General features: G+C 55.7%; 24 protein-coding genes, 1 tRNA gene and 6 pseudogenes. 18 read left to right on the top strand and 13 right to left on the bottom strand.

The annotated features are described in order from the left end of the window. Positions 1-51: 51 nt before the first annotated feature. Positions 52-136 (bottom strand): annotated as a pseudogene (locus ACMYSN_RS18385) (short-chain dehydrogenase); the annotation flags it as partial. Between ACMYSN_RS18385 and ACMYSN_RS18380 the strand changes: the two are divergent. From ACMYSN_RS18380 to ACMYSN_RS18345, 8 genes are all read left to right on the top strand, one after another. Continuing rightward, on the top strand, positions 126-950 hold the full coding sequence (locus ACMYSN_RS18380) for an urease accessory protein UreD (RefSeq protein WP_462495716.1): 825 nt from the start codon (positions 126-128) through the stop codon (positions 948-950). The pseudogene ACMYSN_RS18385 and the gene ACMYSN_RS18380 overlap by 11 nt on opposite strands. Positions 951-959: 9 nt before the next feature. Then, complete coding sequence (locus ACMYSN_RS18375) at positions 960-1,262, top strand: urease subunit gamma (protein WP_123756423.1); 303 nt, start codon at positions 960-962, stop codon at positions 1,260-1,262. A 9-nt stretch (positions 1,263-1,271) separates the two neighbouring features. Continuing rightward, the gene (locus ACMYSN_RS18370) at positions 1,272-1,592 is read left to right on the top strand and encodes an urease subunit beta (RefSeq protein WP_123756422.1); all 321 of its coding nucleotides are present in this window, start codon (positions 1,272-1,274) and stop codon (positions 1,590-1,592) included. Further along, a complete protein-coding gene (gene ureC / locus ACMYSN_RS18365) occupies positions 1,585-3,288 on the top strand; it encodes an urease subunit alpha (RefSeq protein WP_462495715.1) in 1,704 nt (567 codons plus the stop codon). The genes ACMYSN_RS18370 and ureC overlap by 8 nt, the downstream gene beginning before the upstream one ends. Before the next feature lie 9 nt (positions 3,289-3,297). After that, entirely contained in the window at positions 3,298-3,804 is a 507-nt protein-coding gene (gene ureE, locus ACMYSN_RS18360; protein WP_462495714.1) for an urease accessory protein UreE, read from the top strand. Continuing rightward, complete coding sequence (locus ACMYSN_RS18355; RefSeq protein ID WP_462495713.1) at positions 3,805-4,479, top strand: urease accessory protein UreF; 675 nt, start codon at positions 3,805-3,807, stop codon at positions 4,477-4,479. An 8-nt stretch (positions 4,480-4,487) separates the two neighbouring features. Further along, positions 4,488-5,102 (top strand): urease accessory protein UreG, encoded by a 615-nt coding sequence (gene ureG / locus ACMYSN_RS18350; RefSeq protein WP_154144093.1) that lies wholly within the window; start codon positions 4,488-4,490, stop codon positions 5,100-5,102. A 168-nt stretch (positions 5,103-5,270) separates the two neighbouring features. Beyond that, the gene (locus ACMYSN_RS18345) at positions 5,271-6,878 is read left to right on the top strand and encodes a purine-cytosine permease family protein (RefSeq protein WP_462495712.1); all 1,608 of its coding nucleotides are present in this window, start codon (positions 5,271-5,273) and stop codon (positions 6,876-6,878) included. Positions 6,879-6,932: 54 nt separating this feature from the next. Here ACMYSN_RS18345 and tsaD read toward each other — a convergent pair whose 3' ends face one another. Further along, positions 6,933-7,946, bottom strand: coding sequence for a tRNA (adenosine(37)-N6)-threonylcarbamoyltransferase complex transferase subunit TsaD (gene tsaD / locus ACMYSN_RS18340; RefSeq protein ID WP_462495711.1), 1,014 nt, complete (start codon positions 7,944-7,946; stop codon positions 6,933-6,935). A 255-nt stretch (positions 7,947-8,201) separates the two neighbouring features. Here tsaD and rpsU point away from each other — a divergent pair, with 255 nt between their 5' ends. From rpsU to rpoD, 3 genes are all read left to right on the top strand, one after another. Next, positions 8,202-8,417 (top strand): 30S ribosomal protein S21, encoded by a 216-nt coding sequence (gene rpsU, locus ACMYSN_RS18335; protein WP_001144069.1) that lies wholly within the window; start codon positions 8,202-8,204, stop codon positions 8,415-8,417. 176 nt (positions 8,418-8,593) lie between these two features. Further along, complete coding sequence (gene dnaG, locus ACMYSN_RS18330; RefSeq protein ID WP_123756415.1) at positions 8,594-10,339, top strand: DNA primase; 1,746 nt, start codon at positions 8,594-8,596, stop codon at positions 10,337-10,339. A 149-nt stretch (positions 10,340-10,488) separates the two neighbouring features. Then, positions 10,489-12,333 carry an RNA polymerase sigma factor RpoD gene (rpoD, locus tag ACMYSN_RS18325; protein WP_123756414.1) on the top strand — a complete coding sequence of 615 codons (1,845 nt, stop codon included), beginning with the start codon at positions 10,489-10,491 and terminating at the stop codon, positions 12,331-12,333. A 94-nt stretch (positions 12,334-12,427) separates the two neighbouring features. Here the strand turns inward: rpoD and mug are convergent, their stop codons facing one another. Beyond that, positions 12,428-12,934 (bottom strand): mismatch-specific DNA-glycosylase, encoded by a 507-nt coding sequence (gene mug, locus ACMYSN_RS18320; RefSeq protein ID WP_462495710.1) that lies wholly within the window; start codon positions 12,932-12,934, stop codon positions 12,428-12,430. A 124-nt stretch (positions 12,935-13,058) separates the two neighbouring features. Between mug and ACMYSN_RS18315 the strand changes: the two genes are divergently transcribed. Then, positions 13,059-13,134, top strand: a tRNA-Ile gene (locus ACMYSN_RS18315). Between the two features lie 243 nt (positions 13,135-13,377). Here ACMYSN_RS18315 and ACMYSN_RS18310 read toward each other — a convergent pair. Then, positions 13,378-13,620: pseudogene (locus ACMYSN_RS18310) on the bottom strand (phage late control D family protein); the annotation flags it as partial. Between ACMYSN_RS18310 and ACMYSN_RS18305 the strand changes: the two are divergent. Beyond that, a pseudogene (locus ACMYSN_RS18305) lies at positions 13,561-14,419 on the top strand (phage portal protein); the annotation flags it as partial. The pseudogenes ACMYSN_RS18310 and ACMYSN_RS18305 overlap by 60 nt on opposite strands. 332 nt (positions 14,420-14,751) lie before the next feature. Here the strand turns inward: ACMYSN_RS18305 and ACMYSN_RS18300 are convergent. From ACMYSN_RS18300 to ACMYSN_RS18285, 4 genes and pseudogenes are all read right to left on the bottom strand, one after another. Continuing rightward, on the bottom strand, positions 14,752-15,840 hold the full coding sequence (locus ACMYSN_RS18300; protein ID WP_462495709.1) for a hypothetical protein: 1,089 nt from the start codon (positions 15,838-15,840) through the stop codon (positions 14,752-14,754). Continuing rightward, positions 15,837-16,352 (bottom strand): hypothetical protein, encoded by a 516-nt coding sequence (locus ACMYSN_RS18295; protein WP_462495708.1) that lies wholly within the window; start codon positions 16,350-16,352, stop codon positions 15,837-15,839. The genes ACMYSN_RS18300 and ACMYSN_RS18295 overlap by 4 nt, the downstream gene beginning before the upstream one ends. 223 nt (positions 16,353-16,575) lie before the next feature. Continuing rightward, positions 16,576-16,999 (bottom strand): annotated as a pseudogene (locus ACMYSN_RS18290) (DinI-like family protein). Between the two features lie 113 nt (positions 17,000-17,112). Then, positions 17,113-17,457 (bottom strand): annotated as a pseudogene (locus tag ACMYSN_RS18285) (replication endonuclease); the annotation flags it as partial. A gap of 189 nt (positions 17,458-17,646) precedes the next feature. Here ACMYSN_RS18285 and ACMYSN_RS18280 point away from each other — a divergent pair. Then, positions 17,647-17,805, top strand: a complete 159-nt coding sequence (locus ACMYSN_RS18280) for a hypothetical protein (RefSeq protein ID WP_102016203.1) — start codon at positions 17,647-17,649, stop codon at positions 17,803-17,805. On the opposite strand, the gene ACMYSN_RS18275 is transcribed toward ACMYSN_RS18280, so the two are convergent. Continuing rightward, on the bottom strand, positions 17,802-18,317 hold the full coding sequence (locus tag ACMYSN_RS18275; RefSeq protein ID WP_462498284.1) for a Fic/DOC family protein: 516 nt from the start codon (positions 18,315-18,317) through the stop codon (positions 17,802-17,804). The genes ACMYSN_RS18280 and ACMYSN_RS18275 overlap by 4 nt on opposite strands. Before the next feature lie 6 nt (positions 18,318-18,323). Beyond that, positions 18,324-18,482, bottom strand: a pseudogene (locus ACMYSN_RS18270) (tyrosine-type recombinase/integrase); the annotation flags it as partial. Positions 18,483-18,918: 436 nt separating this feature from the next. Between ACMYSN_RS18270 and ACMYSN_RS18265 the strand changes: the two are divergent. Beyond that, positions 18,919-19,248, top strand: a complete 330-nt coding sequence (locus ACMYSN_RS18265) for a hypothetical protein (RefSeq protein WP_462495707.1) — start codon at positions 18,919-18,921, stop codon at positions 19,246-19,248. A 136-nt stretch (positions 19,249-19,384) separates the two neighbouring features. Here the strand turns inward: ACMYSN_RS18265 and ACMYSN_RS18260 are convergent, their stop codons facing one another. From ACMYSN_RS18260 to ACMYSN_RS18250, 3 genes are all read right to left on the bottom strand, one after another. Further along, a complete protein-coding gene (locus ACMYSN_RS18260; protein WP_217426887.1) occupies positions 19,385-19,684 on the bottom strand; it encodes a DUF1889 family protein in 300 nt (99 codons plus the stop codon). Positions 19,685-19,863: 179 nt separating this feature from the next. After that, complete coding sequence (gene dhaR / locus ACMYSN_RS18255; protein ID WP_462495706.1) at positions 19,864-21,804, bottom strand: PTS-dependent dihydroxyacetone kinase operon transcriptional regulator DhaR; 1,941 nt, start codon at positions 21,802-21,804, stop codon at positions 19,864-19,866. A gap of 96 nt (positions 21,805-21,900) precedes the next feature. Further along, complete coding sequence (locus ACMYSN_RS18250) at positions 21,901-22,998, bottom strand: glycerol dehydrogenase (protein WP_462495705.1); 1,098 nt, start codon at positions 22,996-22,998, stop codon at positions 21,901-21,903. Positions 22,999-23,594: 596 nt separating this feature from the next. Here ACMYSN_RS18250 and dhaK point away from each other — a divergent pair. Genes dhaK through dhaM form a run of 3 tightly spaced genes read left to right on the top strand, consistent with a single transcriptional unit; the run spans position 23,595 to position 26,740 of the window. Beyond that, positions 23,595-24,665: a dihydroxyacetone kinase subunit DhaK gene (gene dhaK, locus ACMYSN_RS18245; protein ID WP_462495704.1), complete on the top strand. Its 1,071-nt coding sequence runs from the start codon at positions 23,595-23,597 to the stop codon at positions 24,663-24,665. A gap of 10 nt (positions 24,666-24,675) precedes the next feature. Beyond that, on the top strand, positions 24,676-25,308 hold the full coding sequence (gene dhaL / locus ACMYSN_RS18240; protein ID WP_123756401.1) for a dihydroxyacetone kinase subunit DhaL: 633 nt from the start codon (positions 24,676-24,678) through the stop codon (positions 25,306-25,308). A 10-nt stretch (positions 25,309-25,318) separates the two neighbouring features. Continuing rightward, positions 25,319-26,740 carry a PTS-dependent dihydroxyacetone kinase phosphotransferase subunit DhaM gene (gene dhaM, locus ACMYSN_RS18235; protein ID WP_462495703.1) on the top strand — a complete coding sequence of 474 codons (1,422 nt, stop codon included), beginning with the start codon at positions 25,319-25,321 and terminating at the stop codon, positions 26,738-26,740. The last annotated feature ends 44 nt before the right edge of the window (positions 26,741-26,784 follow it).

Genomic DNA, 26,784 nt, shown 5'->3' with positions numbered 1-26,784 from the left:
CAGCCGTCGCGCAGGCGGCTGTTTTCCCGCCTTTCATTCATAAGCTTTTCATATGATCGCGATACTTTCTCTCCGATCAATACTCATCGCTGCTGTTTTATCTTGATTTTTGCAGGGGCGCTACATTGCACAGCACCGCGTTACCAGAACATAAAAAAGGCTGGCAGGCCACGCTGGATCTTCATTTTCACCATCGCAGCGGCAAAACGGTTCTGACCTCCGCCCGCCATGTCGGTCCACTTACCGTCCAGCGTCCCTTTTACCCGGAAGAAGATACCTGCCATCTCTATTTGCTCCATCCCCCCGGCGGCATCGTCGGCGGCGATGAGCTGACGATTAGCGCCACGCTCGATGAAGGCTGTCACACGTTAATCACCATGCCCGGCGCCAGCAAGTTTTACCGCAGCAGCGGCCCACAGGCCCGACTGCACCAAACGCTGACGCTGGCGGAAAACGCCACGCTGGAGTGGCTGCCGCAGGACGCTATTTTCTTTCCCGGCGCGCAGGCCACGCTGCACACCGCTTTTCACCTGAGCGCCACCAGCACGCTGCTGGCCTGGGATCTGCTGTGTCTTGGTCGTCCGGTCATCGGCGAAGCTTTTAGCCACGGCAGCCTCAACAACCGCCTTGAAGTATGGATGGATGGCTCGCCGCTGCTAATCGAACGCCTGAGCCTCGCCGATGGACGGCTGGCCAGCGTGGCGGAGCAGCCGTGGGTCGGCACCCTGTTGTTCTACCCCGCCAGTGAAACCCTGCTGGAGGGCGTACGCGACCGGCTGACGCCGCTGGCGAACTATGCCGGCGCCACCCTCACCGACGGCCTGCTGACGGTCCGATTTTTAAGTGACGATAACTTACTGTGCCAGCGGGCAATGCGTGATATCTGGCAGTTTATGCGCCCGCATTTGACCGGCAAATCCCCGGTTCTTCCCCGAATATGGTTGACCTAAGAGAACGCTATGGAACTGACACCCAGAGAAAAAGACAAGCTGTTGCTGTTTACCGCCGCCTTAGTCGCCGAGCGTCGTCTGGCCCGTGGCCTCAAGCTGAACTATCCGGAAGCGGTGGCCCTGATCAGCGCCTTTATTATGGAAGGCGCGCGCGACGGCACCAGCGTGGCGACGCTAATGGAAACCGGCCGCCATGTGTTAAGCCGCGAACAGGTCATGGAGGGCGTGCCCGAAATGATCCCCGACATCCAGGTCGAAGCCACCTTCCCGGACGGCTCGAAGCTGGTCACCGTCCATAACCCGATAATCTGAGGTATCACGATGATCCCAGGTGAATACAAGGTGCAGCCGGGGCACATCGCCCTGAACGTGGGGCGCGCCACCCGCAGCGTGATCGTTGAGAATCATGGCGACCGGCCGATTCAGGTCGGCTCGCACTATCATTTTGCCGAAGTTAACCCGGCGCTGAAGTTTGACCGGGCGCAGGCAACCGGCTATCGCCTGAATATTGCCGCCGGTACCGCGGTCCGTTTTGAACCGGGGCAAAAGCGCGAAGTAGAGCTGGTGGCGCTTGCCGGTAGCCGCGCGGTGTACGGTTTTCGTGGCGATGTGATGGGCAATCTGGAGGCACACGATGAGTGATATTTCACGCCAGGCCTATGCCGATATGTTTGGCCCCACCACCGGCGACAAAGTGCGGCTGGCGGACACCGAACTGTGGGTAGAGGTCGAAGACGATCTCACCACCTACGGCGAAGAGGTCAAATTCGGCGGCGGCAAAGTAATCCGCGACGGAATGGGCCAGGGGCAAATGCTGGCCGACGAGTGCGTCGATCTAGTGCTGACCAATGCCCTGATTATCGACCACTGGGGGATCATCAAGGCGGACATCGGGGTCAAAGCGGGGCGGATCTTCGCCATCGGTAAAGCCGGTAACCCGGATATCCAGCCCAACGTGACGATCCCGATCGGTGCCGCAACCGAAGTGATTGCCGCCGAAGGGAAGATCGTCACCGCAGGCGGCGTGGACACCCATATCCACTGGATCTGCCCGCAGCAGGCGGAAGAGGCGCTGGTCTCCGGGGTCACCACCATGGTTGGCGGCGGCACCGGCCCGGCGGCCGGGACCCACGCCACCACCTGTACCCCCGGCCCGTGGTACATCTCGCGGATGCTGCAGGCGGCAGACAGCCTGCCGGTGAATATCGGCCTGCTGGGGAAAGGTAATGGCTCGAATCCGCAAGCGCTGCGCGAGCAGGTGGCCGCCGGGGTGATTGGCCTGAAGATCCATGAGGACTGGGGCGCGACGCCAGCGACCATCAACTGCGCGCTGACCGTAGCCGACGAAATGGATATCCAGGTGGCGTTACACAGCGACACCCTCAATGAATCCGGTTTTGTCGAGGATACCCTGGCGGCGATTGGCGGACGGACCATCCACACCTTCCATACCGAAGGGGCGGGCGGCGGCCATGCGCCGGATATCATCACCGCCTGCGCGCACCCCAATATTCTGCCTTCCTCTACCAACCCGACGCTGCCCTACACCGTCAATACCATCGACGAACATCTCGATATGCTGATGGTCTGCCACCATCTCGACCCGGATATCGCCGAAGATGTCGCCTTTGCCGAATCGCGTATACGCCGGGAAACCATTGCCGCAGAGGATGTCCTGCACGACCTCGGCGCCTTCTCGCTGACCTCGTCTGATTCACAGGCGATGGGGCGCGTGGGCGAAGTGGTGTTGCGCACCTGGCAGGTGGCGCACCGGATGAAAGTCCAGCGCGGGCCGCTGGCGGAAGAGCGTGGCGATAACGACAACTTCCGCGTGAAGCGTTATATCGCCAAGTACACCATTAACCCGGCGCTGACCCACGGCATCGCCCATGAAGTGGGGTCGGTGGAAGTCGGGAAACTGGCGGATCTCGTGCTGTGGTCACCGGCATTTTTCGGTGTTAAGCCGGCGACGGTGATCAAAGGCGGCATGATTGCCATCGCGCCAATGGGCGACATTAACGCCTCGATCCCGACACCGCAGCCGGTGCACTATCGCCCGATGTTTGGCGCTCTGGGCAGCGCCCGCCATCACTGCCGCCTCACCTTTCTGCCGCAGGCGGCGGTAGACGGCGGCGTGGCGCAACGCCTGAACCTGCACAGCGCGACGGCGGTGGTCAAAGGCTGCCGGACGGTGCAGAAGGCCGATATGGTCCACAACAGTCTGCAGCCGAATATCACCGTCGATGCCCAGACCTATGAGGTCCGTATCGACGGCGAGTTGATTACCAGCGAACCGGCAGAGGTTCTGCCGATGGCGCAACGTTATTTTCTGTTTTAAGGAGTCCGGATGCTCTATCTGACCCAACGAGTTGATTCTCCCACGGCGGCGCTGACCGCCAGCATCACGCTGCCGATTGATATGCGGGTAAAAAGCCGTATCAAAGTGACCCTCAACGATGGCCGTGAAGCGGGCCTGCTGCTGCCGCGCGGGCTGTTGTTACGCGGTGGCGATGTGCTCAGCAATGAAGAGGGCAGCGAGTTCATCGAAGTGATCGCCGCCGATGAAGGGGTATCGGTGGTGCACTGCGACGATCCGTTCATGCTGGCGAAAGCCTGCTATCACCTCGGCAACCGTCACGTTCCGCTGCAAATCATGCCTGGCGAACTGCGCTTTCATCACGACCACGTGCTGGACGATATGCTGCGTCAGTTTGGCCTGGCGGTGAGTTTTGCCCAGTTACCCTTCGAGCCGGAAGCGGGCGCCTACGCCAGCGAAAGCCACGGGCATCATCACGGGCACAGCCACGACCACGGCCATGATCACGAACATCACCATCACGAGCACAACCACTAAATGCCGACGCCGGAAAAACGCCTGCGGCTGATGCAGCTGGCCAGCAGCAGCCTGCCGGTCGGCGGCTACAGCTGGTCGCAGGGACTGGAATGGGCTGTGGAAGCGGGCTGGGTGCCGGATACCCCGGCCTTTGAACGCTGGCAGCTACAGCAGATGGAACAGAGCTTTTTCACCGTCGATCTGCCGCTATTTGCCCGCCTGTATCGCGCCTGCGAGCAGGACGATTTACCGTCCGCACAGCGCTGGACTGCCTGGCTGCTGGCCTGCCGTGAAACCCGTGAGCTGCGCGAGGAAGAGCGCAATCGCGGTGCGGCATTTGCCCGGCTGCTGGCGGACTGGCAGCCGGATTGCCCGCCGCCCTGGCGCAAGCTGTGTCAGCAAAGCCAACTCGCCGGGATGGCCTGGCTGGGCGTGCGCTGGAAAATCGCCATCCCCGATCTGGCCCTGAGCCTTGGTTACAGCTGGATCGAAAGCGCGGTGATGGCGGGCGTTAAGCTGGTCCCCTTCGGCCAGCAGGCAGCTCAACAGCTGATTTTACGTCTGTGCGATCGCTACGCGGCGGATATGGCCAGCGCCCTTGCGGCACCGGACAGCGCCATCGGCTCCTCTACGCCGCTGGCGGCGATTGCCTCCGCCCGGCATGAAACCCAGTATTCCCGAATATTCCGTTCCTAGGAGACAGCATGAACAATTACAAACACCCGCTGCGCGTTGGCGTCGGCGGCCCGGTCGGTTCCGGGAAAACGGCCCTGCTGGAAGCGCTGTGTAAAGCGATGCGTGACAGCTATCAACTGGCAGTCGTCACTAACGATATCTATACCAAAGAAGATCAGCGCATCCTCACCGAAGCCGGTGCGCTGGAGCCGGAGCGTATCGTCGGTGTCGAAACCGGCGGCTGCCCGCATACCGCGATCCGTGAAGACGCCTCGATGAACCTGGCGGCGGTGGAAGCGCTGAGCGAAAAGTTCGGTAACCTCGACCTGATCTTCGTTGAGAGCGGCGGCGATAACCTGAGCGCCACCTTTAGCCCCGAGCTGGCGGATCTGACCATCTACGTCATCGACGTCGCGGAAGGCGAAAAGATCCCGCGCAAAGGCGGGCCGGGGATCACCAAATCTGACTTCCTGGTGATCAACAAAACCGACCTTGCACCGTATGTGGGCGCATCGCTGGAAGTCATGGAGCGCGACACCATGCGCATGCGCGGCGAACGTCCGTGGACCTTCACCAACCTGAAAAGCGGCGATGGACTGAACAACATTATCGCCTTCCTCGAAGACAAGGGCATGCTGCGCTAACCCTCCCCTGCACCATGCGGACGCGCCTGCGCCCGCATGGTGCACGCCCTGCCCTTTCTTTACGCTCGCTCACCCCACCAGTCCCGCCGCTGCTGTGCCACGATGTGACATCAGGATGTGGCATAAGGTTTGCTAATCATAGTCATGCCTAACCATTAAGGAATGACGATGTCATCACTGGATATTAAAACTGAGCTGCCTGTACAGACCGATACATCAGGCTCCCGGGAAACCCTGGAAGATTATACCCTGCGCTATGCCCCGCTGAGTTTCCGTCGCTGGGGACCGGGCGTCGTCGCGGTAACCGCGCTGGGCGGCATCGCCTATCTGGCGGACTTTTCTATCGGCGCCAGCATCGGCATGGCATGGGGCACCACCAACGCCATTTACGCCATTCTGCTGGCGGCGCTGGTGATTTTTCTGACCGGGATCCCGCTGGCCATTACCGCAGCCCGCTACAACATCGACCTCGACCTCATCACCCGTAGCGCCGGCTTCGGCTATTTTGGCTCGGTGATCACCAGCATTATCTTTGCCGGTTTTACCTTTATCTTTTTCGCCCTCGAAGGCTCGATCATGGCCCAGGGGCTGTTGGTTGGCCTTGGGATCCCGCTGTGGATGGGCTATCTCATCGCCACCCTGATGGTCCTGCCGCTGGTTGTTTACGGTATGAAAGCGCTGACCCGTCTGCAGGTCTGGACGACGCCGCTGTGGTTAGTGCTGATGGTGGTGCCGGTGGCCTGGCTGATTGCCAAAGACCCGGACCTGGTGGACGGCTTCATGAACTTCAGCGGCAAAAACAACGCCGCGCACGTCGACTTAACCGCCATTATGCTCGGCGCCGGCGTGTGCCTGTCGCTGATTATGCAGATTGGTGAACAGATCGATTACCTGCGCTTTATGCCGCCAAAAACGGCGGAGAACAGCAAAAGCTGGTGGCTGGCGGTCTTTTCCGCCGGACCGGGCTGGGTCGTATTGGGGGCGATTAAACAGATCATCGGCGCCTTCCTCGGCTTCTATCTGCTGACCCGCTTCCCGGCGGTGCACAACACCGAACCGGTACAGCAGTTCGTCAGCGTCTTTGATAACCTGGTGCCCGGTTGGCTGGCGCTGACCCTGGCCGTGGTGCTGGTGGTGATTTCGCAGATTAAAATCAACGTTACCAACGCCTACTCCGGCTCGCTGGCGTGGACCAGCGCCTGGACACGGACCACCAAACGCTATCCGGGGCGGATTATCTTCGTGATCGTCAACCTGGCGATTGCGCTGGCGCTGATGGAGGGCGATATGTTCAGCGCCCTGTCATGGATCCTCGGCTTCTACTCTAACTTTGCCATTGCCTGGGTTGTGGTGGTTGCCACCGATATCACCGTGAACAAGGGGCTGCTGAAGCTCGCGCCGGCACAGCCGGAATATCGTCGCGGGATGATTCACAACGTGAACCCGGTCGGCGTGGTCTCTTTCGCCCTGGCTGCAGGCCTGTCGATCTGCGCCTTCTTCGGCCTGCTGGGCGCTACCCTGGCGCCGTTCTCTCCGCTAATTGCCCTGGTTGTGGCGCTGGTGATGACCCCGCTGATGGGGATCCTTACCGGCGGCCGTTACTACATCAAGCAGCACGACGACGGTATCAGCGAACCGCGCTACGACGCGCAGGGCAACGCTTCGACTACCGTTTACCAGTGTCTCAGCTGTGATGAAGAGTATGAACGTCCGGACGTGATGCACTCGCACAAGCATCAGGGCGCGATTTGCTCGCTGTGTAAGAGTATGGAGTAACGCAGGAAAGCAGGAAAGAAAACAGGCCGACGCTGCGTCGGCCTGTAGAGTGGCTTACGCCGCAGGCAGTTCAGCAAGCGGCCAGCGCGGACGCACGGTCACCCCGAGGTCAGGTTTCGCGCCGGTGCGCAGACGCACCATCCCGGCATAGGCGATCATCGCGCCGTTATCGGTGCAAAATTCCGGACGAGCATAGAAGACTTCGCCGCCGCGCTTGGTCATCATCTGTGCCAGCTTCGCTCGCAGCGTGCGGTTCGCGCTCACGCCACCGGCCATCACCAGGCGTTTAAAGCCGGTCTGCTCCAGCGCTCGCTTGCACTTGATCATCAGAGTATCCACCACCGCATCTTCAAACGCCCGGGCGATATCGGCACGGGTCTGCTCGTCGTCGGTGTTATTGCGGATGGTGTTAGCCGCGAAGGTTTTCAGGCCAGAGAAGCTAAAATCCAGCCCCGGGCGGTCAGTCATCGGACGCGGGAAGACAAATCGCCCCTCGGTGCCCTGCGCCGCCATTTTAGACAGCATCGGCCCGCCAGGATAATCCAGCCCCAGCAGTTTCGCCGTTTTATCGAAGGCTTCGCCTGCGGCATCATCGATAGACTCGCCCAGCAGCGTGTACTGGCCAATGCCGGTGACGCTGATCAACTGGGTATGGCCACCGGAAACCAGCAGCGCCACAAAAGGATATTCCGGCGGATTATCTTCCAGCATCGGCGCCAGCAGGTGGCCTTCCATATGGTGCACCGGAATCGCCGGTACGTTCCAGGCAAACGCCAGCGAACGCCCGACTGTAGCACCGACCAGCAGCGCGCCAACCAGACCCGGTCCGGCGGTATAGGCCACTGCATCAATTTCTTTTGCCGTCAGCCCGGCCTCTTTTAATGCTGCCTGGATCAGCGGTACGGTTTTGCGCACGTGATCGCGTGAAGCCAGCTCAGGCACAACGCCGCCGTAGTCAGCATGTAATTTCACCTGACTATACAGTTGGTTGGCTAGCAGCCCTTTTTCGTCGTCATAAATGGCGATGCCGGTTTCATCGCAGGATGTTTCAATACCCAGTACACGCATGTCTTTTTTACCTCACTCTAATACCGCGCAGTGTAGGACCAATGCCGGTTGATGTATACCCTCAGCGTATCGCGGTAAAACTTTGTTCGCCCCAGGAAGAAGGCTCGTGTATACTCCTCACCCTTATAAAAGTCCTTTCAAAAAGGGCGCCGGTGCTTTACAAAGCAGCAGTAGTTGCAGTAAAATTCCGCACCATTTTGAAATAAGCTGGCGTTGATGCCAGCAGCAAACCGAATTAATAAAGGTGAGAGGCACATGCCGGTAATTAAAGTACGTGAAAACGAGCCGTTCGACGTAGCTCTGCGTCGCTTCAAGCGTTCCTGTGAAAAAGCAGGTGTTCTGGCGGAAGTTCGTCGTCGTGAGTTCTATGAAAAACCGACTACCGAACGTAAGCGCGCTAAAGCTTCTGCAGTGAAACGTCACGCGAAGAAACTGGCTCGCGAAAACGCACGCCGCACTCGTCTGTACTAATCTGTTGAGGGCACAGCCCTCAATTCAGACCGAGTTGTAGTTGTAAGGCCGTGCTTCCGGAAGGAATGCGCGGCTTATTTTCGTTTATGCATTAGCATATACATAGCATCAGGTAAGAACGTCCACAGTCAACGCTGAGGCCGTCTACAGGATCATGTGTATAGTTTACGGGGCCTATGGCTGGACGAATTCCACGCGTATTCATTAATGACCTGCTGGCTCGAACCGACATCGTCGATCTTATCGACGCGCGGGTAAAGCTCAAGAAGCAGGGCAAGAACTACCACGCGTGCTGTCCATTCCATAACGAAAAAACCCCCTCTTTTACCGTCAACGGTGAAAAACAGTTTTACCACTGCTTTGGTTGCGGTGCGCACGGCAACGCCGTCGACTTCCTGATGAACTACGACAAGCTCGAGTTCGTGGAGACGGTCGAAGAACTTGCCGCCATGCACAACCTCGAAGTGCCATACGAAGCAGGCAGCGGACCGAGTCAGATAGAGCGCCATCAACGGCAAAGTCTCTATCAGTTAATGGACGGTCTGAATGCGTTTTACCAACAGTCTCTGACACACCCCGCCGCCGACCCTGCGCGCCAGTATCTGGCAAAACGCGGTTTAAGCAGCGAGGTCATTGCGCGCTTCGCGATTGGCTACGCGCCGCCCGGTTGGGATAACGTCTTAAAACGGTTTGGCGGCAATCAAGAAAACCGCCAGTCGCTTATCGATGCCGGCATGCTGGTTACGAACGATAAGGGGCGCAGTTACGACCGCTTCCGCGAACGGGTGATGTTCCCCATCCGCGATAAGCGAGGCCGGGTTATTGGGTTTGGTGGACGCGTGCTGGGCGATGCCCTGCCGAAATACCTGAACTCCCCGGAAACCGATATTTTCCATAAAGGTCGCCAGCTGTATGGCCTTTATGAGGCGCAGCAGGATAACGCCGAACCACCCCGTCTGCTGGTTGTCGAAGGCTATATGGACGTTGTGGCGCTGGCGCAGTACGACATCAATTATGCCGTAGCGTCGTTGGGGACCTCGACCACCGCTGACCATATTCAGCTGTTGTTCCGGGCCACCAACCAGGTCATCTGCTGTTACGACGGCGACCGGGCCGGCCGCGATGCCGCCTGGCGAGCGCTGGAAACGGCGCTACCGTACATGACCGACGGTCGTCAGCTACGCTTTATGTTTCTGCCTGACGGTGAAGACCCGGATACGCTGGTGCGTAAAGAGGGTAAAGCGGCGTTCGAAGCGCGGATGGAGCAGGCTCAGCCGCTCTCCACGTTTTTGTTTAACAGCCTGATGCCACAGGTCGACTTAAGCACCCCGGATGGGCGTGCGCAGCTCAGTACGCTGGCGCTGCCGCTGATAACCCAGGTGCCGGGCGAAACGCTGCGCATTTATTTACGTCAGGAATTAGGCAACAAGTTAGGGATTTTAGATGACGCCCAGCTTGAACGTTTAATGCCAAAACAGACAGAAAGTGGTGCCCCGCGTCCCGCACCGCAGCTAAAACGCACGACCATGCGTATACTTATAGGGCTGCTGGTGCAAAACCCGGATCTGGCCCCGCTGGTTCCACCTTTAGAAGGTCTGGATCAGCGCAAAATGCCGGGACTGGGTCTGTTCAGCGAACTGGTGAAAACCTGTTTGTCACAGCCAGGCCTGACGACCGGGCAACTTTTAGAGCAGTATCGCGGCACAAATGAGGCCGCCACCCTTGAAAAACTGTCGATGTGGGACGATATAGCAGATAAAGATATCGCGGAAAAAACCTTCACCGACTCGCTCAACCATATGTTTGATTCACTGCTTGAACTGCGGCAAGAAGAGTTGATAGCTCGTGACCGCACACACGGTTTAAGCAGTGAAGAACGCCGGGAACTCTGGACCATCAGTCAGGAACTGGCAAAGAAATGATTTGCACGGCTTAAGTGCCGAATATCGTTCGGGAAGCCCCCGACAGCCGCGCTGAGGCGCAGCGGCAATAATATAAGTACGCCCTCGCTTTAAATGTTGGCAGTTTGTTGTCGACACCAATCAAACGAAATAAGTGTGGATACCGTCTTATGGAGCAAAACCCGCAGTCACAGCTGAAGCTTCTTGTCCAACGTGGTAAGGAGCAAGGCTATCTGACCTATGCCGAGGTCAATGACCATCTGCCGGAAGATATCGTCGACTCCGATCAGATCGAAGACATCATCCAAATGATCAATGACATGGGCATTCAGGTGATGGAAGAAGCACCGGATGCCGATGATCTACTGCTGGCTGAAAACAGCAACAACACTGACGAAGATGCAGAAGAAGCAGCTGCACAGGTGCTGTCCAGTGTTGAATCTGAAATCGGACGGACAACCGATCCGGTGCGTATGTACATGCGCGAAATGGGTACCGTCGAACTGCTGACGCGTGAAGGCGAAATTGACATCGCCAAACGTATTGAAGATGGGATTAACCAGGTTCAGTGCTCCGTTGCTGAATATCCGGAAGCCATCACCTATCTGCTCGAGCAGTACGATCGCGTTGAAGCGGAAGAAGCACGTCTGTCTGACCTGATCACCGGCTTTGTCGATCCTAACGCTGAAGAAGATCTGGCTCCGACCGCAACGCACGTTGGTTCTGAACTGTCTCAGGAAGAGATGGATGACGACGAAGACGAAGATGAAGACGACGATGACGACAGCAGCGATGACGACAACAGCATCGACCCTGAGCTGGCGCGCGCGAAATTCGGTGAGCTGCGTACGCAGTACGAACTGACCCGCGACACCATTAAAGCAAAAGGTCGTAGCCACGCCGCCGCGCAGGAAGAAATTCTCAAGCTGTCCGAAGTGTTCAAACAGTTCCGTCTGGTACCGAAACAGTTCGATTACCTGGTTGGCAGCATGCGTAGCATGATGGATCGCGTCCGTACTCAGGAACGCATCATCATGAAACTGTGCGTTGAACAGTGCAAAATGCCGAAGAAAAACTTCATCACGCTGTTCACCGGCAACGAAACCAGCGAAACCTGGTTCAACGCCGCTGTCGCTATGAACAAGCCGTGGTCTGAAAAGCTGCATGACGTGAAAGAAGACGTTCAGCGCGGCCTGATGAAACTACAGCAGATTGAAGAAGAAACCGGCCTGACCATCGAACAGGTTAAAGATATCAACCGTCGTATGTCCATCGGTGAAGCGAAAGCCCGCCGTGCGAAGAAAGAGATGGTTGAAGCAAACTTACGTCTGGTTATTTCTATCGCCAAGAAATACACCAACCGTGGTCTGCAGTTCCTGGATCTGATTCAGGAAGGTAACATCGGTCTGATGAAAGCGGTTGATAAGTTCGAATATCGTCGCGGCTACAAGTTCTCCACCTACGCTACCTGGTGGATCCGTCAGGCAATTACCCGCTCTATCGCGGATCAGGCGCGCACCATCCGTATTCCGGTGCATATGATTGAGACCATCAACAAGCTCAACCGTATCTCCCGCCAGATGCTGCAGGAAATGGGTCGCGAGCCGACGCCGGAAGAGCTGGCTGAACGCATGCTGATGCCGGAAGATAAAATTCGCAAAGTGCTGAAAATTGCCAAAGAGCCAATCTCCATGGAAACGCCGATCGGCGACGATGAAGATTCGCATCTGGGTGATTTCATCGAGGATACCACCCTCGAGCTGCCGCTGGATTCCGCTACCACGGAAAGCCTGCGTGCCGCCACTCACGACGTTCTGGCTGGCCTGACCGCCCGTGAAGCGAAAGTTCTGCGTATGCGTTTCGGTATCGATATGAACACCGACCACACGCTGGAAGAAGTCGGCAAACAGTTCGACGTAACCCGCGAACGTATCCGTCAGATCGAAGCGAAAGCGCTGCGTAAGCTGCGTCACCCGAGCCGTTCTGAAGTGCTGCGTAGCTTCCTCGACGATTAATCGTTGTTGCATATAAAAAGCTCCCTGCAGGGAGCTTTTTTTTGCCCTCAATTTACCGGGAGGGCCGCAGCTGTTCACGTCCGCAGCGTGCGGATTATCGACCTCGCGCGGTCAGCGCCTCCTCCAGCTCGCGATAGGCCGCCACCAGCGCCTCCAGCGTCGCCCGGTTCAATCCACTGGGATTAGGCAGCACCCACACCTCTGTCACGCCGATAGTCACCTGTTGCTTGCCCCAGCGCGCGCCGCGCACCTGGAAGGCTTTCTCAAAAGCCTGTTTGCCGAGGATCGCCAGCGCTCGCGGTTGATACTGTTCCATTTTCAGGATCAGCTCCCGCCCGCCGCTACGAAACTCCTGCAATGCCACTTCGCTGGCCTGCACCGTCGGGCGTTCCACCAGCATCGTGATACCGCAGCCGGTATCGAGCAGATGCTGCTCCTCTTCCGGTGCCAGTTGGCGCTCGGTAAACCCGGCCTGGTGAATCACCTTCCAGAAACGATTTCCCGGATGAGCGAAATGAAAACCGGTATGCGCGGAGGACTTCCCGGGGTTGATGCCGCAGAAGACCACCCGCAGGTCCGGAGCCAGAATATCGTTGATCATCTTTTCACCCACTCAATATCGAAAAGGTGATTATAAAGGATTGAAAATGCGTTGTTTATAAAATCAGCAGCCGTGCGTTTTACGCTGGATTGCGCTTGCCAGTTACTTTATAATCCCTCGCCACGGCCCCTTAGCTCAGTGGTTAGAGCAGGCGACTCATAATCGCTTGGTCGCTGGTTCAAGTCCAGCAGGGGCCACCAAATTTTATAAGTAGATACATGCACTTAGGCCACTCTCGCGAGTGGCCTTTTTGTTACCTCGTTTTCGAGTGGCGATAGAATGGCGGTGGATTTTTACCGCCATTCTACAGAGGGCATAAAAAACCCGCACGCGGCGGGCATTTAGCGGAAATTTATCAGAGCCACAATGGCCGCTGACCACCGACAGTCGGGTGAGGTGGGGCCGGTACTATCGTACCTGGTGTAACAATAAAACGTTCCACCGATTGTCGCCGTGTCCGGCGCGCCATGATGTTCAACCTCATCGACGGTAAAACTTCCCTTACTAATCAACGCAAAGCCTTTCCACCCGAGGTAAAGCGCCAGTACGGCACCGCGTAACGGCAGCTCGACCAGCCCGTCAGCATCATCAAGCTCGATGTCGAGTTGGTCGGCTTCGAATCCGCGATTGTCTGTCATGGTCAGGCTCATCAACCGATTACTGATGTTGCCGGTGATACCTTTGGCGAGCCGAGCGCGGTGCTCGATCGACGCGACATTCTGGATTACGTGGAATGCGTCAATAACGGCCGCTGGTTCGAACCGCCAGTCAGCTTTTACGGGCTGGCGAAAAGCCTGCGCGCCGCCGTTCATCACAGCTCGCCGATTTACGTTAAGCGCAACATTCTGGCCTCAACGTTTATTCCGCACCCGCTACTGTCACAACAGGACTTCAGCCGCTTCGCGCTTGATTTTCTGGTGTTTGGCAACGCGTTTTTAGAGCTCCGAAAGAGTGTCACTGCTCGCCCACTGAAGCTGGAAGCGTCACCGGCGAAATACACGCGGCGTGGTATTGAGGATGATGTCTACTGGTGGGTGCCGTCATTCGACCAGCCGCACCGGATCCGTATTCCACCTGCTGGAGCCTGGCATCAATCAGGAGCTGTACGGCATGCCGGAATATCTCAGCGCGCTAAACTCCGTCAGGCTGAGTGAAGCGGCGATGCTGTTCCGTCGCAAGTATTACCAGAACGGAGCGCATACGGGTTACATCATGTATGTGACGGACGCCGCGCAAAGCGGTACCGATGTTGAGGCGCTGCGCAATGCGATGCGCAGCTCGAAGGGGCTCGACAACTTCAAAAATCTGTTTTTCTACGCACCGCACGGAAAACCGGACGGCATAAAAATTGTGCCGCTCAGTGAGGTGGCAACGAAAGACGATTTCTTCAATATCAAAAAAGTCAGCGCTGCCGACCTGCTCGACGCACACCGCATCCCGTTCCAGTTGATGGGTGGCAAGCCGGAAAACGTCGGCTCGCTCGGCGGCACCAAATGTAACTGATTTCCGCCGCCTCCGGGCGGCTTTTTCTTACCCCCACGCCTGACCGCCTCAAAAGCCCGCCATACCCTCGAACGCCTCCGCATCGCCCACCGACACACTCGCGAATCCGCGCGGCGCAGCGACGCGCTCAGGCTTGCGAAAATAAATGCGCAAAAGTACGCTGGCGCGCAGTGCTTTCCCCGCCTCGCCTGCCCGCTTCATGGGTAGTTTTAATGTAATTGCATAGTAGTCCAAAGGTCAGCGCGGATGAGCCCTAGAGTATCTGCGGGATGAATCAATAGCTAATGCAAATTCACGCATTCACATGCGAGAAGCTAACCTTCAGGTTGTGCAACAATTTGCGCTACCTGCACTCGCGACTGACCAACGAATAATTTCTCTGACACGATATATTCTCTTAGTATTTTCAGGCGCCTGTAGTACGCCATAACTGCGCGTAACTGTTGCAAAGGGTGGGCGCCAATCATATCAAATTGAGCTTGGTAAGTTTGCCATCCCAAACATCTAAAAAAAATCCTAACGCGCTTACGAAGATTTTCGGTAGTTTCAAGATCGATGTTCCTAATCTCAATCCCTCCATCCTCGTCAAACCCAGACAATCCTTTATCTCTAAAATATGCGTAAGTATTCTTATAAATTTTTTCTAGACGATCATAAATAAATTCACTTTCGACGCGAGCAGATACATCTTGAACACTCTGAGCCAAATCAGGAAGTAGGTTCAATTCAATATGCCCAGGCGAGTTGTATTGTAGTGAACTAACCTCCGGGCGATGCAAAACAGGGATAATATTCTTTAACCCAGTAAATATATTTACTGCTGAGATACCCCCAGTCCAGTTACCCATTAATCGCAGCATCGTGTTTCTAATCGAAACTCGCCCCAAATGAGCAAGCCCATAGTGAAAAGAGTACAACTGTTCAAAAACCTTTGGAATAACAGATAAATCGTTTATAAACAATTGATTATCCAAACCAAGCATGTAACTAGAAGTACGTTCTTGTTTTAACAATAGCGCATCATCGGTACATATCTCCTCATATAAATATGAGTCTTCATCAGGCATATACTCTTCAGGGAAATTTTCCACACTCAGAAGACTGTAATTTTTACGCCCTGTTTCTGCGTAATGATTGCAGATATACACACACTCATTTGATTGTATAATCTCTCTTAAACTCATCCTTTGATTAAGATATGAGTCTAATGTCGATCTAGAAACAGGGATTAAACACCAACGGTTAGTTCGAGCCGAATTATCAAGCCAAACATACAGCGCATCCTTATAACCACTCCCTCGAAATAAGCAAATTAATGGCCCATCAAAATATACCAAATCTGAATACCACGAGTAATCCCCGACTGCAGGTGCATTAATTCTTTTAGCATCTAATCTTATCATGGCAATGCTCTTATTACCTGAAAGCCATTAGAAAACTCAGCATCTAAATATGGATGAAAGTCGAAATGGCCTTTTCTATTTGGAGGCATGCATTTGCCATCACGGCAAGTCACTGCACCTATTGCAAGATGATCTCCAATTGCCTTCTTAATATTTTTTATAGATTTAGAAAGCCCAGCATAAGCAACAACAGCTTGTCGTTCTGATTCATACATAGACAACGCCCACATAGAGCACTCCTGCTCACTGTCCGACGCAACTCTCTCTGGAACCCTTCTTTTGGGAGGCCAAAAGCAACTTTCTGTTATCGGATTGAGAGTGAAGCGCCAACATTCCTTATCACATTCAGTCGCGGCGGCCGGCGGACATTGAGGTGCAAGATCGCTAATTTGCTGACTATATTGATAGACAAGGGCTATAGGCTGTTCAGCAAAATGTTCGATTAAATCTACATTTATTGCTGGAGCGTGCTCATCAAATTGATTTTGCTGCTCATTTTGAAATACAGGCATAGATAAAACTCCTTTCTTGCCTCTTTATGCTCTTTTAGTTTTTATCAATCATAAACGTAGCGTCTTATTTTACAAGTTCTAAAGTTGGAACTGTTATGAGGTTAACACATCCAAAAGAACACTTTTCAACTTACAGTCTTTGAGAGAGATAGAAAATACGAACTACATTTTCCAATCCCCACGCAACTAGCCGTGGGGTTATGTTCAGCACTTTTTTCAGGTGCTACCGCCAACTTTCATCTTCCCAAACTTCCTGAAGAATGCTTTCCAACGCCTCACGCTCTGAATCCTTGTTGAATCCCATCAACTCGACACCTGTCATTGAGCCCTTTTTGACAGTAACGCACGTAGATGGAAAAACAGACTGTATTCGCCTGGTCAATTCGCATTGAAAAGCATCAATTATTGGCTGGCCTATTTTTTGGTCTTTATCTAACGTGATGTTAACTTTCACTTTGCCCTCCCTTGCAAAGATTTCATCAACAAGCGGAGCGGAAAAAAAAAACAGAAAAATCATTATTTTTCATTAGGTTGCCTCTCGCTATTTCCGCGATTAAATTTAAAGCAATTTCACGTTCCCTGTCCTGACAAACACTCTCTGTCGTCAGACGCGCAATCATGACTTGCTCGCTTAACTCTCTATCCACACAACCTCCAATACGGATAACTGTATAAATACACAGCATCACGTATCGATAAAAAAATGAAAGAAAAACATCACCAAAAAATGACGTATGTACATGATATGGACATAAATTAATTACAGTCTCAACTTAGTAATTGACGCTAACCCCGCGACTCGATTTAGGATTTGTCTGGCCTTCGCCCGATGTGAGGGGGCTGCCGGAAAAATTTCACCGGTTGCGGAACCACGGCACCATTTGCCGTTTATACAGCTTTTTCCACCGGTCATCAGGTGCAAGGCCTCACCTCGGCTGATGGTTTCGCCGGTCGTGAGCTGAATCTCGCCTATTGTTCTGTCAATTGCCGAGCTTTGTTTATCCGTTCCGTGGACAAATTCCCGGCTAGTGACCCGTTTGTTATCCCTAAGTCGGGTCGTTAGCTTCCGCCTTTCGCTTCGACTCAACGGTTTGGATATCGTGATGAGCAAGTGGCAGTATTGAGGCTTGCCTTAACCAGGTCATAGACTTTACCGCCCCGACCTGTCCTGGCCCATTCGACAACTTCGGTTATGGACGATACAGGTATTCACCGTTGTCCCCCCTATTGAGAGCAGCCTTGCAGGCAGTTCCCATCCGAACTAGAATCATGGCAGCAAAACGAGGCTTTAACGATGACAAAAAAAACAGTACACAGCCAGATCACTAAAACTCAAATCTACCGTTCCGTTGCCAGCTCAACCGCGATAGAAACCGGTGTTTCTGTGCAAAAAATTGAGCAGCAACTGAAACAAAATCAGGCACAGGCGAAAGCCGTTGGCCTCGCCCGTTAATCTGGCAAGATGTCGCTCACCAGTTGCATCATAGGGCTGTAGTTCCCTGATACACCTGCCTGTATTGCCTTGAAGTAAAACGCCTTGTGCTCATCCCACAGGCTGTAATCAAGTAAGCCCTTCTCTGCCAGAACCGACAGCACATCGCAAAGCAATCTCGACAAACGCCCGTTACCTTCTCTGAATGGGTGGATCAAAATAAACTCCACATGGCATTTAGCCAGATAACTTACCAGCTCCAGACGAGCCAGGGATTTCAGTTCACCAGACCGAGCGAGAAACTGCTTCTCGAAACCATCAAGAAGAAGCGGAATCCTGTCGGCAGCGGCAAACTGAAAGCCGTCCTTAGTTAAGTTGGCATTACGCAGCCTCCCTGCCCAGTCGTACACATTCCCCAGCCACTGGCGATGCCATCTGCTGAGGTGCTCAAAAGCCAGCACATCAGGTGTCTGCCCCTCAATAAATAGCTGCTCATACAGCATCAGCAGCAAGCCAGACTCCAGCGCCTCCATTTCCTGCTGCCGCTGATAGTTGTTGACCCGATCTTCCCAGATCTCAAGCGCTCTGCGCTTTTCAGTCAGGTAATCATAACGGCCGTAGTGTTTGGAGCTGACATCATTCAAAGCATGGTTCTGAATACGATCGCGGATCTCTTTGCTGATCCCCGCCTCACCCACTTTCTCCGCCGAAGACTGTTTCGGTATGGCCGATACCGGATTTACTTCAAGATCGAACGTAATACCCACGCTGGTATTCATCGGATCAGGTAACGGGTCAGGTAAAGATAGTGCAATGGGGAAATGAGAGAACCAATCAGAAACAAAAATAACCTAACAACTAATTGATTATAAACAATTAAAAATACAAACAGAGACAATGGCGAACAATTAAAAACATGCCAATTTTATGAATCATAATCGCCTGGTCGCTGGTTCAAGTCCAGCAGGGGCCACCAGACACCGCAAGGGCTGGCGAGAAATCGCCGGCCCTTGCGCTTTTTAGCGTTTCGCACTCACACCACACCAGTTAACGCCCGCCAACAGGCCATTAAAGGACTGTTGCTGCCCACGGAACACCATTACATTTCGCCCCTTTCATTTTGAAGGCAATACGATGGATTTCAGGAAGATCATTATTTTGGCTTTGGTTGCGGGATGGTTTTCGGTTTCGGCTAGCGCAAGCGTGTTTCCCGCTTCAAGTGGTCCGGTGCTGGCGTGTGGCACCGACGGGGGCCAGCATTATCAGGTGGATGTGACGCTGTTCCCGAAAACACTGCGGGTAAACGGTACATTTCTGGAGCTGCAGTCATCGACGGATGCCAATGACGGTTTTAAAGTCGGCATCTACAAGCAAGCGGGCGGTCCTGATAACGCCATGCTGGCGGTGAAAGCAGGTTTTAAGCCGGTGCTGATAGAACACAACACGACCTACGTTTGCGGTTAGAATCCGCCGCCATCGCCGCTGAAGCCATCCGCAGACAGGTGAAAATAAAAGGAGCGCCGTTAATAACGGTTCGCTCCTTTTTTATACCTTATACGCTGAACAGCACGATTATGAATGGGCGGTTGAAACGCTCAACTCACACCAGTTCCCGCAGCTGCTCCCGCATGTAGGAAGAGAAGAACTCAGGGTTTTTAATAATGAGACGGTCACCAGATGCGATCTTATCTGCCCATCCGGCCACTTTTTCCGTGAACCCGGCGTTCCATCCCTCCTGCTGACCTCGCGCCATCACGTCATCGGCACTTGCCGGAACACCTAACTCATTCAAATACTTTAAAATGCCTTTAGCGGTGCTTTCATCCATTGAAGGCGGAGCCGGTTCTGATGTGTTCATACCACCAATAAAATCTAATGCTTTATCTATCGCTGTTGGCATGCTCTTATCCTTAAAATTAACCATGTGATGAACATGTTTATACTATGGACCCAAGTTCGCCGGGATATCAAAGAGAACGTTGCCTTTATTTGATTCAGCCCTCATTCAAACGTTTGCATGGCGGTTTTCTGCGCACTTAAGACGCTCGTTTCCGCACTAGCTGGCGCGCCGCGCGGGCATCAGGTCAACGATGAGTCCTGGTTTTTACGCTTAAACTGGCTGGCGTCGATATCGTACTGCTTCATCTTGCGCCACAACGTCGTGCGCCCGATATTGAGCAGGCTGGACATCTCCTGCACCCGGCCACTGGTGACGCGGGCGGCATGAATAATTGCCTCTTTTTCGATGGCGCTGAAGGTCAGGCTGGCGGGTAAGAGCGGCGACGCGCTGTCGCTGCTGCCCAGGCGCTCGGAGAAAAGATATTCCGGCAGGTTGCTCAAGCGAATATGGCCGTTATCGCTGCTGATGGCGATATTTTCGATAATGCTGTTGAGCTCAAAATCATTGCCCGGCCAGGAGTAGTTCACCAGCTGAGCCAGGGCGTCGTCGTCCACTTTCAGCCGCGATGAAAAACGCCGTTCGAGGCTGCGCAGACGGTTATGCACCAACGCGGAAATACTGCTGCGCCGCGACCTCAGCGGCGGAATGACAATCTCAAACGAGTGCAACGCATAGTAGAGCTGGCGGCTAAAGCGGTTCTGCTCCACCAGGTTGGCGAGATCGACGGTGGTGGTGGCGATCACTTTCACATCCACCGGGATCAGCCGGCGGGCATCGAGCCGGGTTAACACCCCCTGCTTAATCACCTGCAACAGCACGGACTGCAGTTCCGGCGCCAGGTACTCGATTTTTTCCAGGAATAAGGTCCCGCCGCTGGCCAGCTCCAGGCGGCTCAAACGGCCGTTTTGATCATCAGTCGGCGCGCTGCCCATAAAATCCTGCCCCAGCACGTTGTCAGCATACAGCTGGCAGTTAACCGCAATATACGGGCCGCCCGCCCGTTCACTTTCATTATGAATAGCCTGGGCGATCAGCTCTTTCCCGACGCCCTCTTCGCCGCACAGCAGAACCGGGAAAGCGCCGCGTGCGGCCTGCCGGCCAAAATGTATCAGCCGCCGCGTTTGCGGATCGTCCGCAGACATCTGCTCAAACGTATGACTCACTTTGCCCAACTGGCTGGTCATCAGCTGACGCAGCTGCTCCACCGGATGCAGCAGCAGAATAAAGCTGTTGCCCTGCGCTTCGACAATCGGCTTGAGGGTAATCACGGCGTCGATAAACTGATGCTGACTCTCAAATGTCACTTCCGCATGGTTCAGCGCCCGCGCGTGCTTAATGGCCCGACGCAGCAGCGCCGGCAGCATCACCAGGTCGTGAATATTTTTCCCCTGGCTGGCCTGCGCATCCAGATGCAGGAGCCTCGCGGCCTGGACGTTAATAAACTGCAGCACCCCTTGCTCATTCCACGCCATTACCCCGTCGTCCATGCTTTCCAGCAGACCGTACATCTGATTGAGGTGGCGATTGGATTCGGCGAGCAGGCTGTCGGTGAGCAGTGAATTCCCCACCTCCCGGGCAATCGCGAGGGTCAGGGACAAATCAGAAGCCGCCTGCTGTTCGATCAGGCAGCACAGCGAAATGGAACCAAACAGGCGTCCGTGGTTATCAAACACCGGCGTCGAGCTAAATGACCAGCCGTGCAGCGCCTGTTTAAAATGTTGATCGCCGGAGGTTCTCACCGGCTGCCCCAGCATCGAGGCCAGCGACAGCGCGCAGCTGCCGATAATGCTTTCGGCGCAATAGCTGCCGTCGAGGAACCCTAGCGTTTTCAGCTGCGCCAGCGTCTGCGCTTCACCGCAGCGGCTGAGAATACAGGCGGACTCATCCAGAATGAACAGCGCGCAGGGGCGGCCGTCCATGAATTCCCAGGCATCTTCCAGCGCGGCCTGGCCGATGGTCAGCAGCGCGGTTTTACGCCGACAGATCGACTCAAACGTCAGCCCCTGCGCCTGATGCGGCGCCTGCCAGGTGTCCCGCTGCATAAACCGGCTGCAACGATGCCATGACTGGCCGATTACGGAAGATGCTGTCTGTGAAGAATCCTGAGTCTGCGCCGCCATGTCCCTTTCCACTGTTGACCAATAGACAACCCCTCCGGCAGAGACTGTCGGAGGGGAGAAACGTCCTTCACGTTCAGACTACGCGTTCGCGTAACCTTAACGCGCCAGCCACTGCTGACCGAGCAGGTCGGCCGTCATAATCGCGGCATAGACGTTATCAGGCGCCACGGCAAAAGGCATGTTATGGATGGTTTCACCTTCCGCACAGGTCGCTTTCGCCACCGCCTGAATTTTCCCTTCAATGCCCTCTTTCACGCCCATCTGCGCCAGCGTCACCGGCAGCCCCACTTTCTGGCAGAAGCCCAGCACCGTCTCAATCTCTTCCATCGGGCTGTTTTGCAGCACCAGTTGAGCCAGAGTACCAAAGGCTACTTTCTCGCCGTGGTACAGATGGTGGCACTCTTCCAGAATGGTGAAGCCGTTGTGAATAGCGTGCGCCGCCGCAAGGCCGCTGCTTTCGAAGCCAATGCCGCTGAGGTAGGTGTTGGCTTCGACAATACGCTCCAGCGCATCGGTCACGACGCCGGCCTGGGCCGCCAGACGCGCTTTTTCGCCTTCCGCCAGCAGCGTATCATAGCACAGGCGGGCCAGGCTCAAGGCCGCCGCCGTGGACTGGCCGCCGGCCATGCTGGTAGCCCTGGCATCAAAACAGGCCTTCGCTTCAAACCAGGTGGAAAGCGCATCGCCCATCCCCGCCACCAGCAGACGCACCGGCGCTTTGGCGATAATCGCCGTATCCATCACCACAATATCCGGGTTTTTCGGGTAGATCAGATACTCTTCAAATTCACCGGCTTCGGTGTAAATCACCGACAGCGCGCTGGTTGGCGCATCGGTCGAGGCGATGGTCGGGATCACCACCACCGGCAGCTTCTGGTAGAAGCCGATGGCTTTGGCGGTATCGAGCGTCTTGCCGCCGCCAATCCCCACCACGCCGCGGCAGCCGTGCTGCTGCAGAATGGCGATCAGGCGGTTGATTTCCGCATGGCTGCATTCGCCGTTAAAGCGTGTGGCATGGCAGCTGAGTCCGTGGTTATGCAGGCCATTGAGCACCTTCTCCCCCGCCAGCTTCATGACGAAGTCATCGGCAATCACGAAAAAACTGTCCGCCAGATTTTTGGCATACTGGCCAAACAGCGTGGATGCATCAGGTCCCTGAAGATATTTGGCCGGAGATTGAATAACGTTTAGCATTCCTTTCACCCTCAAATAAGTGCATGTTTTACATGATGTGCCCTGGCGTCATCCCGTTCAGCTTTCGGTAAAAGGCGGGAACGGGAGCATGACCGGAGCGATGCAAACACTGTAGGGCGAGCGGCGAACAAAAAAATTTTTGCCGATTTTGTTCTGATCTGAAACGACGATCGATTTTTAATGTTTCATATTGGAACATGACTGGCGAAGAAACACCGGGATTGCGATCCCGATCGGCCCCTTCAGTCACCAAACGCCACAAAACCAGGGACCAGCGGCGGGTGACGTTCCCCTCTCCCGGCAAAAAAACGCCGAAAAAGTCGTCCCGACCGCCATCCACCACCGTGGTGCGCGAGGCGAAAAAACCGCCCTGACTCGCATTTTTCGCATTTCCCTAGCAAAAACGTTCCATTACGGAACGAAAATTAATAATCATGTTCCGTAATGAAACCCGTTTTCGCGGCATTTTTTTTTCCGTTAACTCAGCCAGAATCATCACATCGCCGGTTGTTGTTCCCGCCAGGCGATACCCCTACACGATGACCGCCTCCGTGCGCAGAGAGGCCGCATCGCATCACGTCGACGGAGCATGAATAATGAAAAAACTGATTAACCGTGTCGAAGATGTCCTGAGTGAACAATTACAAGGCCTCGCGAAGGCCCACCCTGAATTAACGCTGCATCAGGACCCGGTCTACGTCACCCGCGCCGATGCGCCGGTGGCCGGAAAAGTCGCGCTGCTCTCCGGCGGCGGAAGCGGACACGAGCCGATGCACTGCGGCTATATCGGCAAAGGGATGCTCTCCGGAGCCTGTCCGGGCGAGATTTTCACCTCGCCGACGCCGGACAAAATGTTCGAGTGCGCCATGAATATCGACGGCGGTGAAGGCGTACTGCTGATCATCAAAAACTACACCGGGGATATCCTCAATTTCGAAACCGCCACCGAGCTGCTGCATGAAAGCGGCGTCAAGGTCACCACCGTGGTGATCGATGACGACGTGGCGGTCAAAGACAGCCTCTACACCGCCGGACGCCGTGGCGTCGCCAACACCGTGCTGATAGAGAAGCTGGTGGGTGCCGCCGCCGAACGCGGTGATTCGCTGGAAGCCTGCGCTGAACTGGGCCGCCGTCTCAACAACCACGGCCACTCCATCGGCATTGCGCTGGGCGCCTGCACCGTGCCGGCCGCCGGACAGCCGTCGTTTGAGCTACAGGATAATGAGATGGAGTTCGGCGTCGGTATTCATGGCGAACCGGGCATCGACCGTCGCGCCTTTAGCTCTCTCGATCGCACCGTGGATGAGATGTTCGACACCCTGCTGGAAAACGGGACCTACAGCCGTACCCTGCGCCAGTGGGATCACCTGAAAGGCAGCTGGCAGGACGTGCAGCAAAGCAAACAGGCGTTGCAGAAAGGCGACCGCGTCATCGCCCTGGTCAACAACCTCGGCGCGACCCCGCTATCGGAGCTGTATGGCGTATTCAACCGCCTGGCAATGCGCTGCGAGGAGCACGGCATCACGATCGCCCGCAGCCTCGTCGGCAGCTACTGCACGTCGCTGGATATGGTGGGCTTTTCCATCACGCTGCTGAAAGTCGATGACGCCACGCTGACGTTATGGGACGCCCCCGTTCACACCCCTGCGCTGAACTGGGGCCACTAAGGAGCACGACATGTCACTGAACAGAACGCAAATCGTTAACTGGCTCTATCGCTGCGGCGATACCTTCACCCGCGAGAAAGATTTCCTGACCGGCCTCGATAAAGAGATTGGCGATGCCGACCATGGTCTGAACATGCATCGTGGCTTCAGCAAAGTGGTGGAGAAGCTACCGTCCATCGCCGATAAAGACATCGGTTTTATTCTCAAGAATACCGGGATGACGCTGCTCTCCAACGTCGGCGGCGCCAGCGGGCCGCTGTTCGGCACCTTCTTTATTCGCGCAGCCCAGGTGACTCAGGCTCACCAGAGCCTGACCCTCGATGAGCTGTATCAGATGATGCGCGAAGGGGCCGAGGGCGTGGTCAATCGTGGCAAGGCAGAGCCCGGCGATAAAACCATGTGCGATGTCTGGCTGCCGGTGGTCGAGTCGCTGCGCCAGTCCGGCGAACAGCACCTGTCGGTGCAACAGGCGCTGGACGTCGCGGCGCAGCAGGCGGAGGAAGCCGTTCGTTCCACCATCACTATGCAGGCCCGCAAAGGCCGCGCCAGCTACCTCGGCGAGCGCAGCATCGGGCATCAGGATCCGGGGGCAACTTCGGTGATGTTGATGATTCAGGAACTGGCGGCAGCCGCCAAAGCGTAAGGATAAGGCGATGGTAAACCTGGTGATTGTTTCTCATAGCGCCCGGCTGGGCGAAGGCGTCGGGGAACTGGCCCGGCAGATGTTAATTGGCGATGGCTGCAAGCTGGCGATCGCCGCCGGGATTGACGATCCGCAGAACCCGATCGGCACCGATCCGCTGAAGGTGATGGAGGCGATCGAGTCCGTGGCCGATACCGACCACGTGCTGGTAATGATGGATATCGGCAGCGCCCTGCTCAGCGCGGAGACCGCGCTGGATCTCCTCGATCCGGCCATCGCGGCCAAGGTCCGCCTGTGCGCCGCCCCGCTGGTCGAAGGCACGCTGGCCGCCACGGTCAGCGCCGCCACCGGATCGGATATCGATAAAGTGATCGCCGACGCCATGCACGCCCTGGAAGCCAAGCGCGTGCAGCTGGGATTACCATCGTCAGCACACGAGGTCATTGAGGCAACGCCCAATGTTGATGATCTGAGCGGGCAGTCCGTCTCGGTGGTGATCAAAAATCACAACGGGTTGCACGTTCGCCCGGCATCGCGTCTGGTGGCGGCCTTAGCCGGGTTCCAGGCGGATCTGGTGCTGGAGAAAGGCGGTAAATGCGTGTCGCCGGACAGCATCAACCAGATTGCCCTGCTCCAGGTTCGTTGCAACGATACCTTGCGACTGCTAGCCCGCGGGCCGGACGCCGAGGCGGCGCTGGCGGCATTTCAGGCACTGGCGGCAGAAAACTTTGGTGAGCAGCCGGACGCTGCGCCAGCCGCCCCTGCGCCGGCTGTCGTCCGCGTCCAGGGGAGCGCGATGCGCTACCCACGGCCTCACACCCGGCCGGAGCGGCAAAGCGGCGCAGATATTACCGATGAGATGCAGCGCCTGAAACAGGCGATCGACCAGACCCTGGCGGATCTCACCGCGCTGACTTCGCTGGCGGAAGATCGTTATTCCGCTGATATCTCGGCGATCTTTTCCGGCCACCATACGCTGCTCGACGATCCTGATTTATACGATACCGCCTGCGAGATCATGCGAAATGAGCGCTGCGGCGCGGCCTGGGCGTGGTATCAGGTGCTGGTTGATCTTAGCCAGCAATACCGCGATCTGGACGATGCCTATCTGCAGGCTCGCTATATCGATATCGACGATCTGCTGCAGCGTACGCTGCGCCATCTCGCGGGTCACAACGAGGAGCCGCCGCGCCTGCAAGGACCGACGATCCTCATCGCCGACGATATCTTTCCTTCCACAGTCGTGCAGCTGGATCCCCGGCAGGTAAAAGGCATCTGTCTGCAGGAAGGCAGCGACCTCGCCCACGGGGCGATTATCGCCCGCCAGGCCGGCATCGCCTTCCTGTGCCAGCAACGTGAGGTGCTAACCCGCTTTCATGATGGTGAAACGCTGACGCTGGATGTCGTCGGGCAGCGCGTGATGCGTAGCTAAAGATAAGGCTAAAGAGGCCCCGGGCTACGCGTCTATGTCGTTAC

The organism is Klebsiella sp. R445, from assembly GCF_051131755.1.
GTDB classification, from domain to species: domain Bacteria; phylum Pseudomonadota; class Gammaproteobacteria; order Enterobacterales; family Enterobacteriaceae; genus Klebsiella; species Klebsiella lignicola.
Note: the sequence above shows the minus strand (reverse complement) of the source record. Positions and strands in the feature narration are given on the sequence as shown.

What these genes read in the sequence shown, in the direction of transcription:
- ACMYSN_RS18375 (WP_123756423.1), top strand. Translation starts at nt 960, where the DNA reads ATGGAACTGACACCCAGAGAAAAAGACAAGCTGTTGCTGTTTACCGCC.
- ACMYSN_RS18370 (WP_123756422.1), top strand. Translation starts at nt 1,272, where the DNA reads ATGATCCCAGGTGAATACAAGGTGCAGCCGGGGCACATCGCCCTGAAC.
- ureC (WP_462495715.1), top strand. Translation starts at nt 1,585, where the DNA reads ATGAGTGATATTTCACGCCAGGCCTATGCCGATATGTTTGGCCCCACC.
- ureE (WP_462495714.1), top strand. Translation starts at nt 3,298, where the DNA reads ATGCTCTATCTGACCCAACGAGTTGATTCTCCCACGGCGGCGCTGACC.
- ACMYSN_RS18355 (WP_462495713.1), top strand. Translation starts at nt 3,805, where the DNA reads ATGCCGACGCCGGAAAAACGCCTGCGGCTGATGCAGCTGGCCAGCAGC.
- ureG (WP_154144093.1), top strand. Translation starts at nt 4,488, where the DNA reads ATGAACAATTACAAACACCCGCTGCGCGTTGGCGTCGGCGGCCCGGTC.
- ACMYSN_RS18345 (WP_462495712.1), top strand. Translation starts at nt 5,271, where the DNA reads ATGTCATCACTGGATATTAAAACTGAGCTGCCTGTACAGACCGATACA.
- tsaD (WP_462495711.1), bottom strand. Translation starts at nt 7,946, where the DNA reads ATGCGTGTACTGGGTATTGAAACATCCTGCGATGAAACCGGCATCGCC.
- rpsU (WP_001144069.1), top strand. Translation starts at nt 8,202, where the DNA reads ATGCCGGTAATTAAAGTACGTGAAAACGAGCCGTTCGACGTAGCTCTG.
- dnaG (WP_123756415.1), top strand. Translation starts at nt 8,594, where the DNA reads ATGGCTGGACGAATTCCACGCGTATTCATTAATGACCTGCTGGCTCGA.
- rpoD (WP_123756414.1), top strand. Translation starts at nt 10,489, where the DNA reads ATGGAGCAAAACCCGCAGTCACAGCTGAAGCTTCTTGTCCAACGTGGT.
- mug (WP_462495710.1), bottom strand. Translation starts at nt 12,934, where the DNA reads ATGATCAACGATATTCTGGCTCCGGACCTGCGGGTGGTCTTCTGCGGC.
- ACMYSN_RS18300 (WP_462495709.1), bottom strand. Translation starts at nt 15,840, where the DNA reads ATGATAAGATTAGATGCTAAAAGAATTAATGCACCTGCAGTCGGGGAT.
- ACMYSN_RS18295 (WP_462495708.1), bottom strand. Translation starts at nt 16,352, where the DNA reads ATGCCTGTATTTCAAAATGAGCAGCAAAATCAATTTGATGAGCACGCT.
- ACMYSN_RS18280 (WP_102016203.1), top strand. Translation starts at nt 17,647, where the DNA reads ATGACAAAAAAAACAGTACACAGCCAGATCACTAAAACTCAAATCTAC.
- ACMYSN_RS18275 (WP_462498284.1), bottom strand. Translation starts at nt 18,317, where the DNA reads ATGGAGGCGCTGGAGTCTGGCTTGCTGCTGATGCTGTATGAGCAGCTA.
- ACMYSN_RS18265 (WP_462495707.1), top strand. Translation starts at nt 18,919, where the DNA reads ATGGATTTCAGGAAGATCATTATTTTGGCTTTGGTTGCGGGATGGTTT.
- ACMYSN_RS18260 (WP_217426887.1), bottom strand. Translation starts at nt 19,684, where the DNA reads ATGCCAACAGCGATAGATAAAGCATTAGATTTTATTGGTGGTATGAAC.
- dhaR (WP_462495706.1), bottom strand. Translation starts at nt 21,804, where the DNA reads ATGGCGGCGCAGACTCAGGATTCTTCACAGACAGCATCTTCCGTAATC.
- ACMYSN_RS18250 (WP_462495705.1), bottom strand. Translation starts at nt 22,998, where the DNA reads ATGCTAAACGTTATTCAATCTCCGGCCAAATATCTTCAGGGACCTGAT.
- dhaK (WP_462495704.1), top strand. Translation starts at nt 23,595, where the DNA reads ATGAAAAAACTGATTAACCGTGTCGAAGATGTCCTGAGTGAACAATTA.
- dhaL (WP_123756401.1), top strand. Translation starts at nt 24,676, where the DNA reads ATGTCACTGAACAGAACGCAAATCGTTAACTGGCTCTATCGCTGCGGC.
- dhaM (WP_462495703.1), top strand. Translation starts at nt 25,319, where the DNA reads ATGGTAAACCTGGTGATTGTTTCTCATAGCGCCCGGCTGGGCGAAGGC.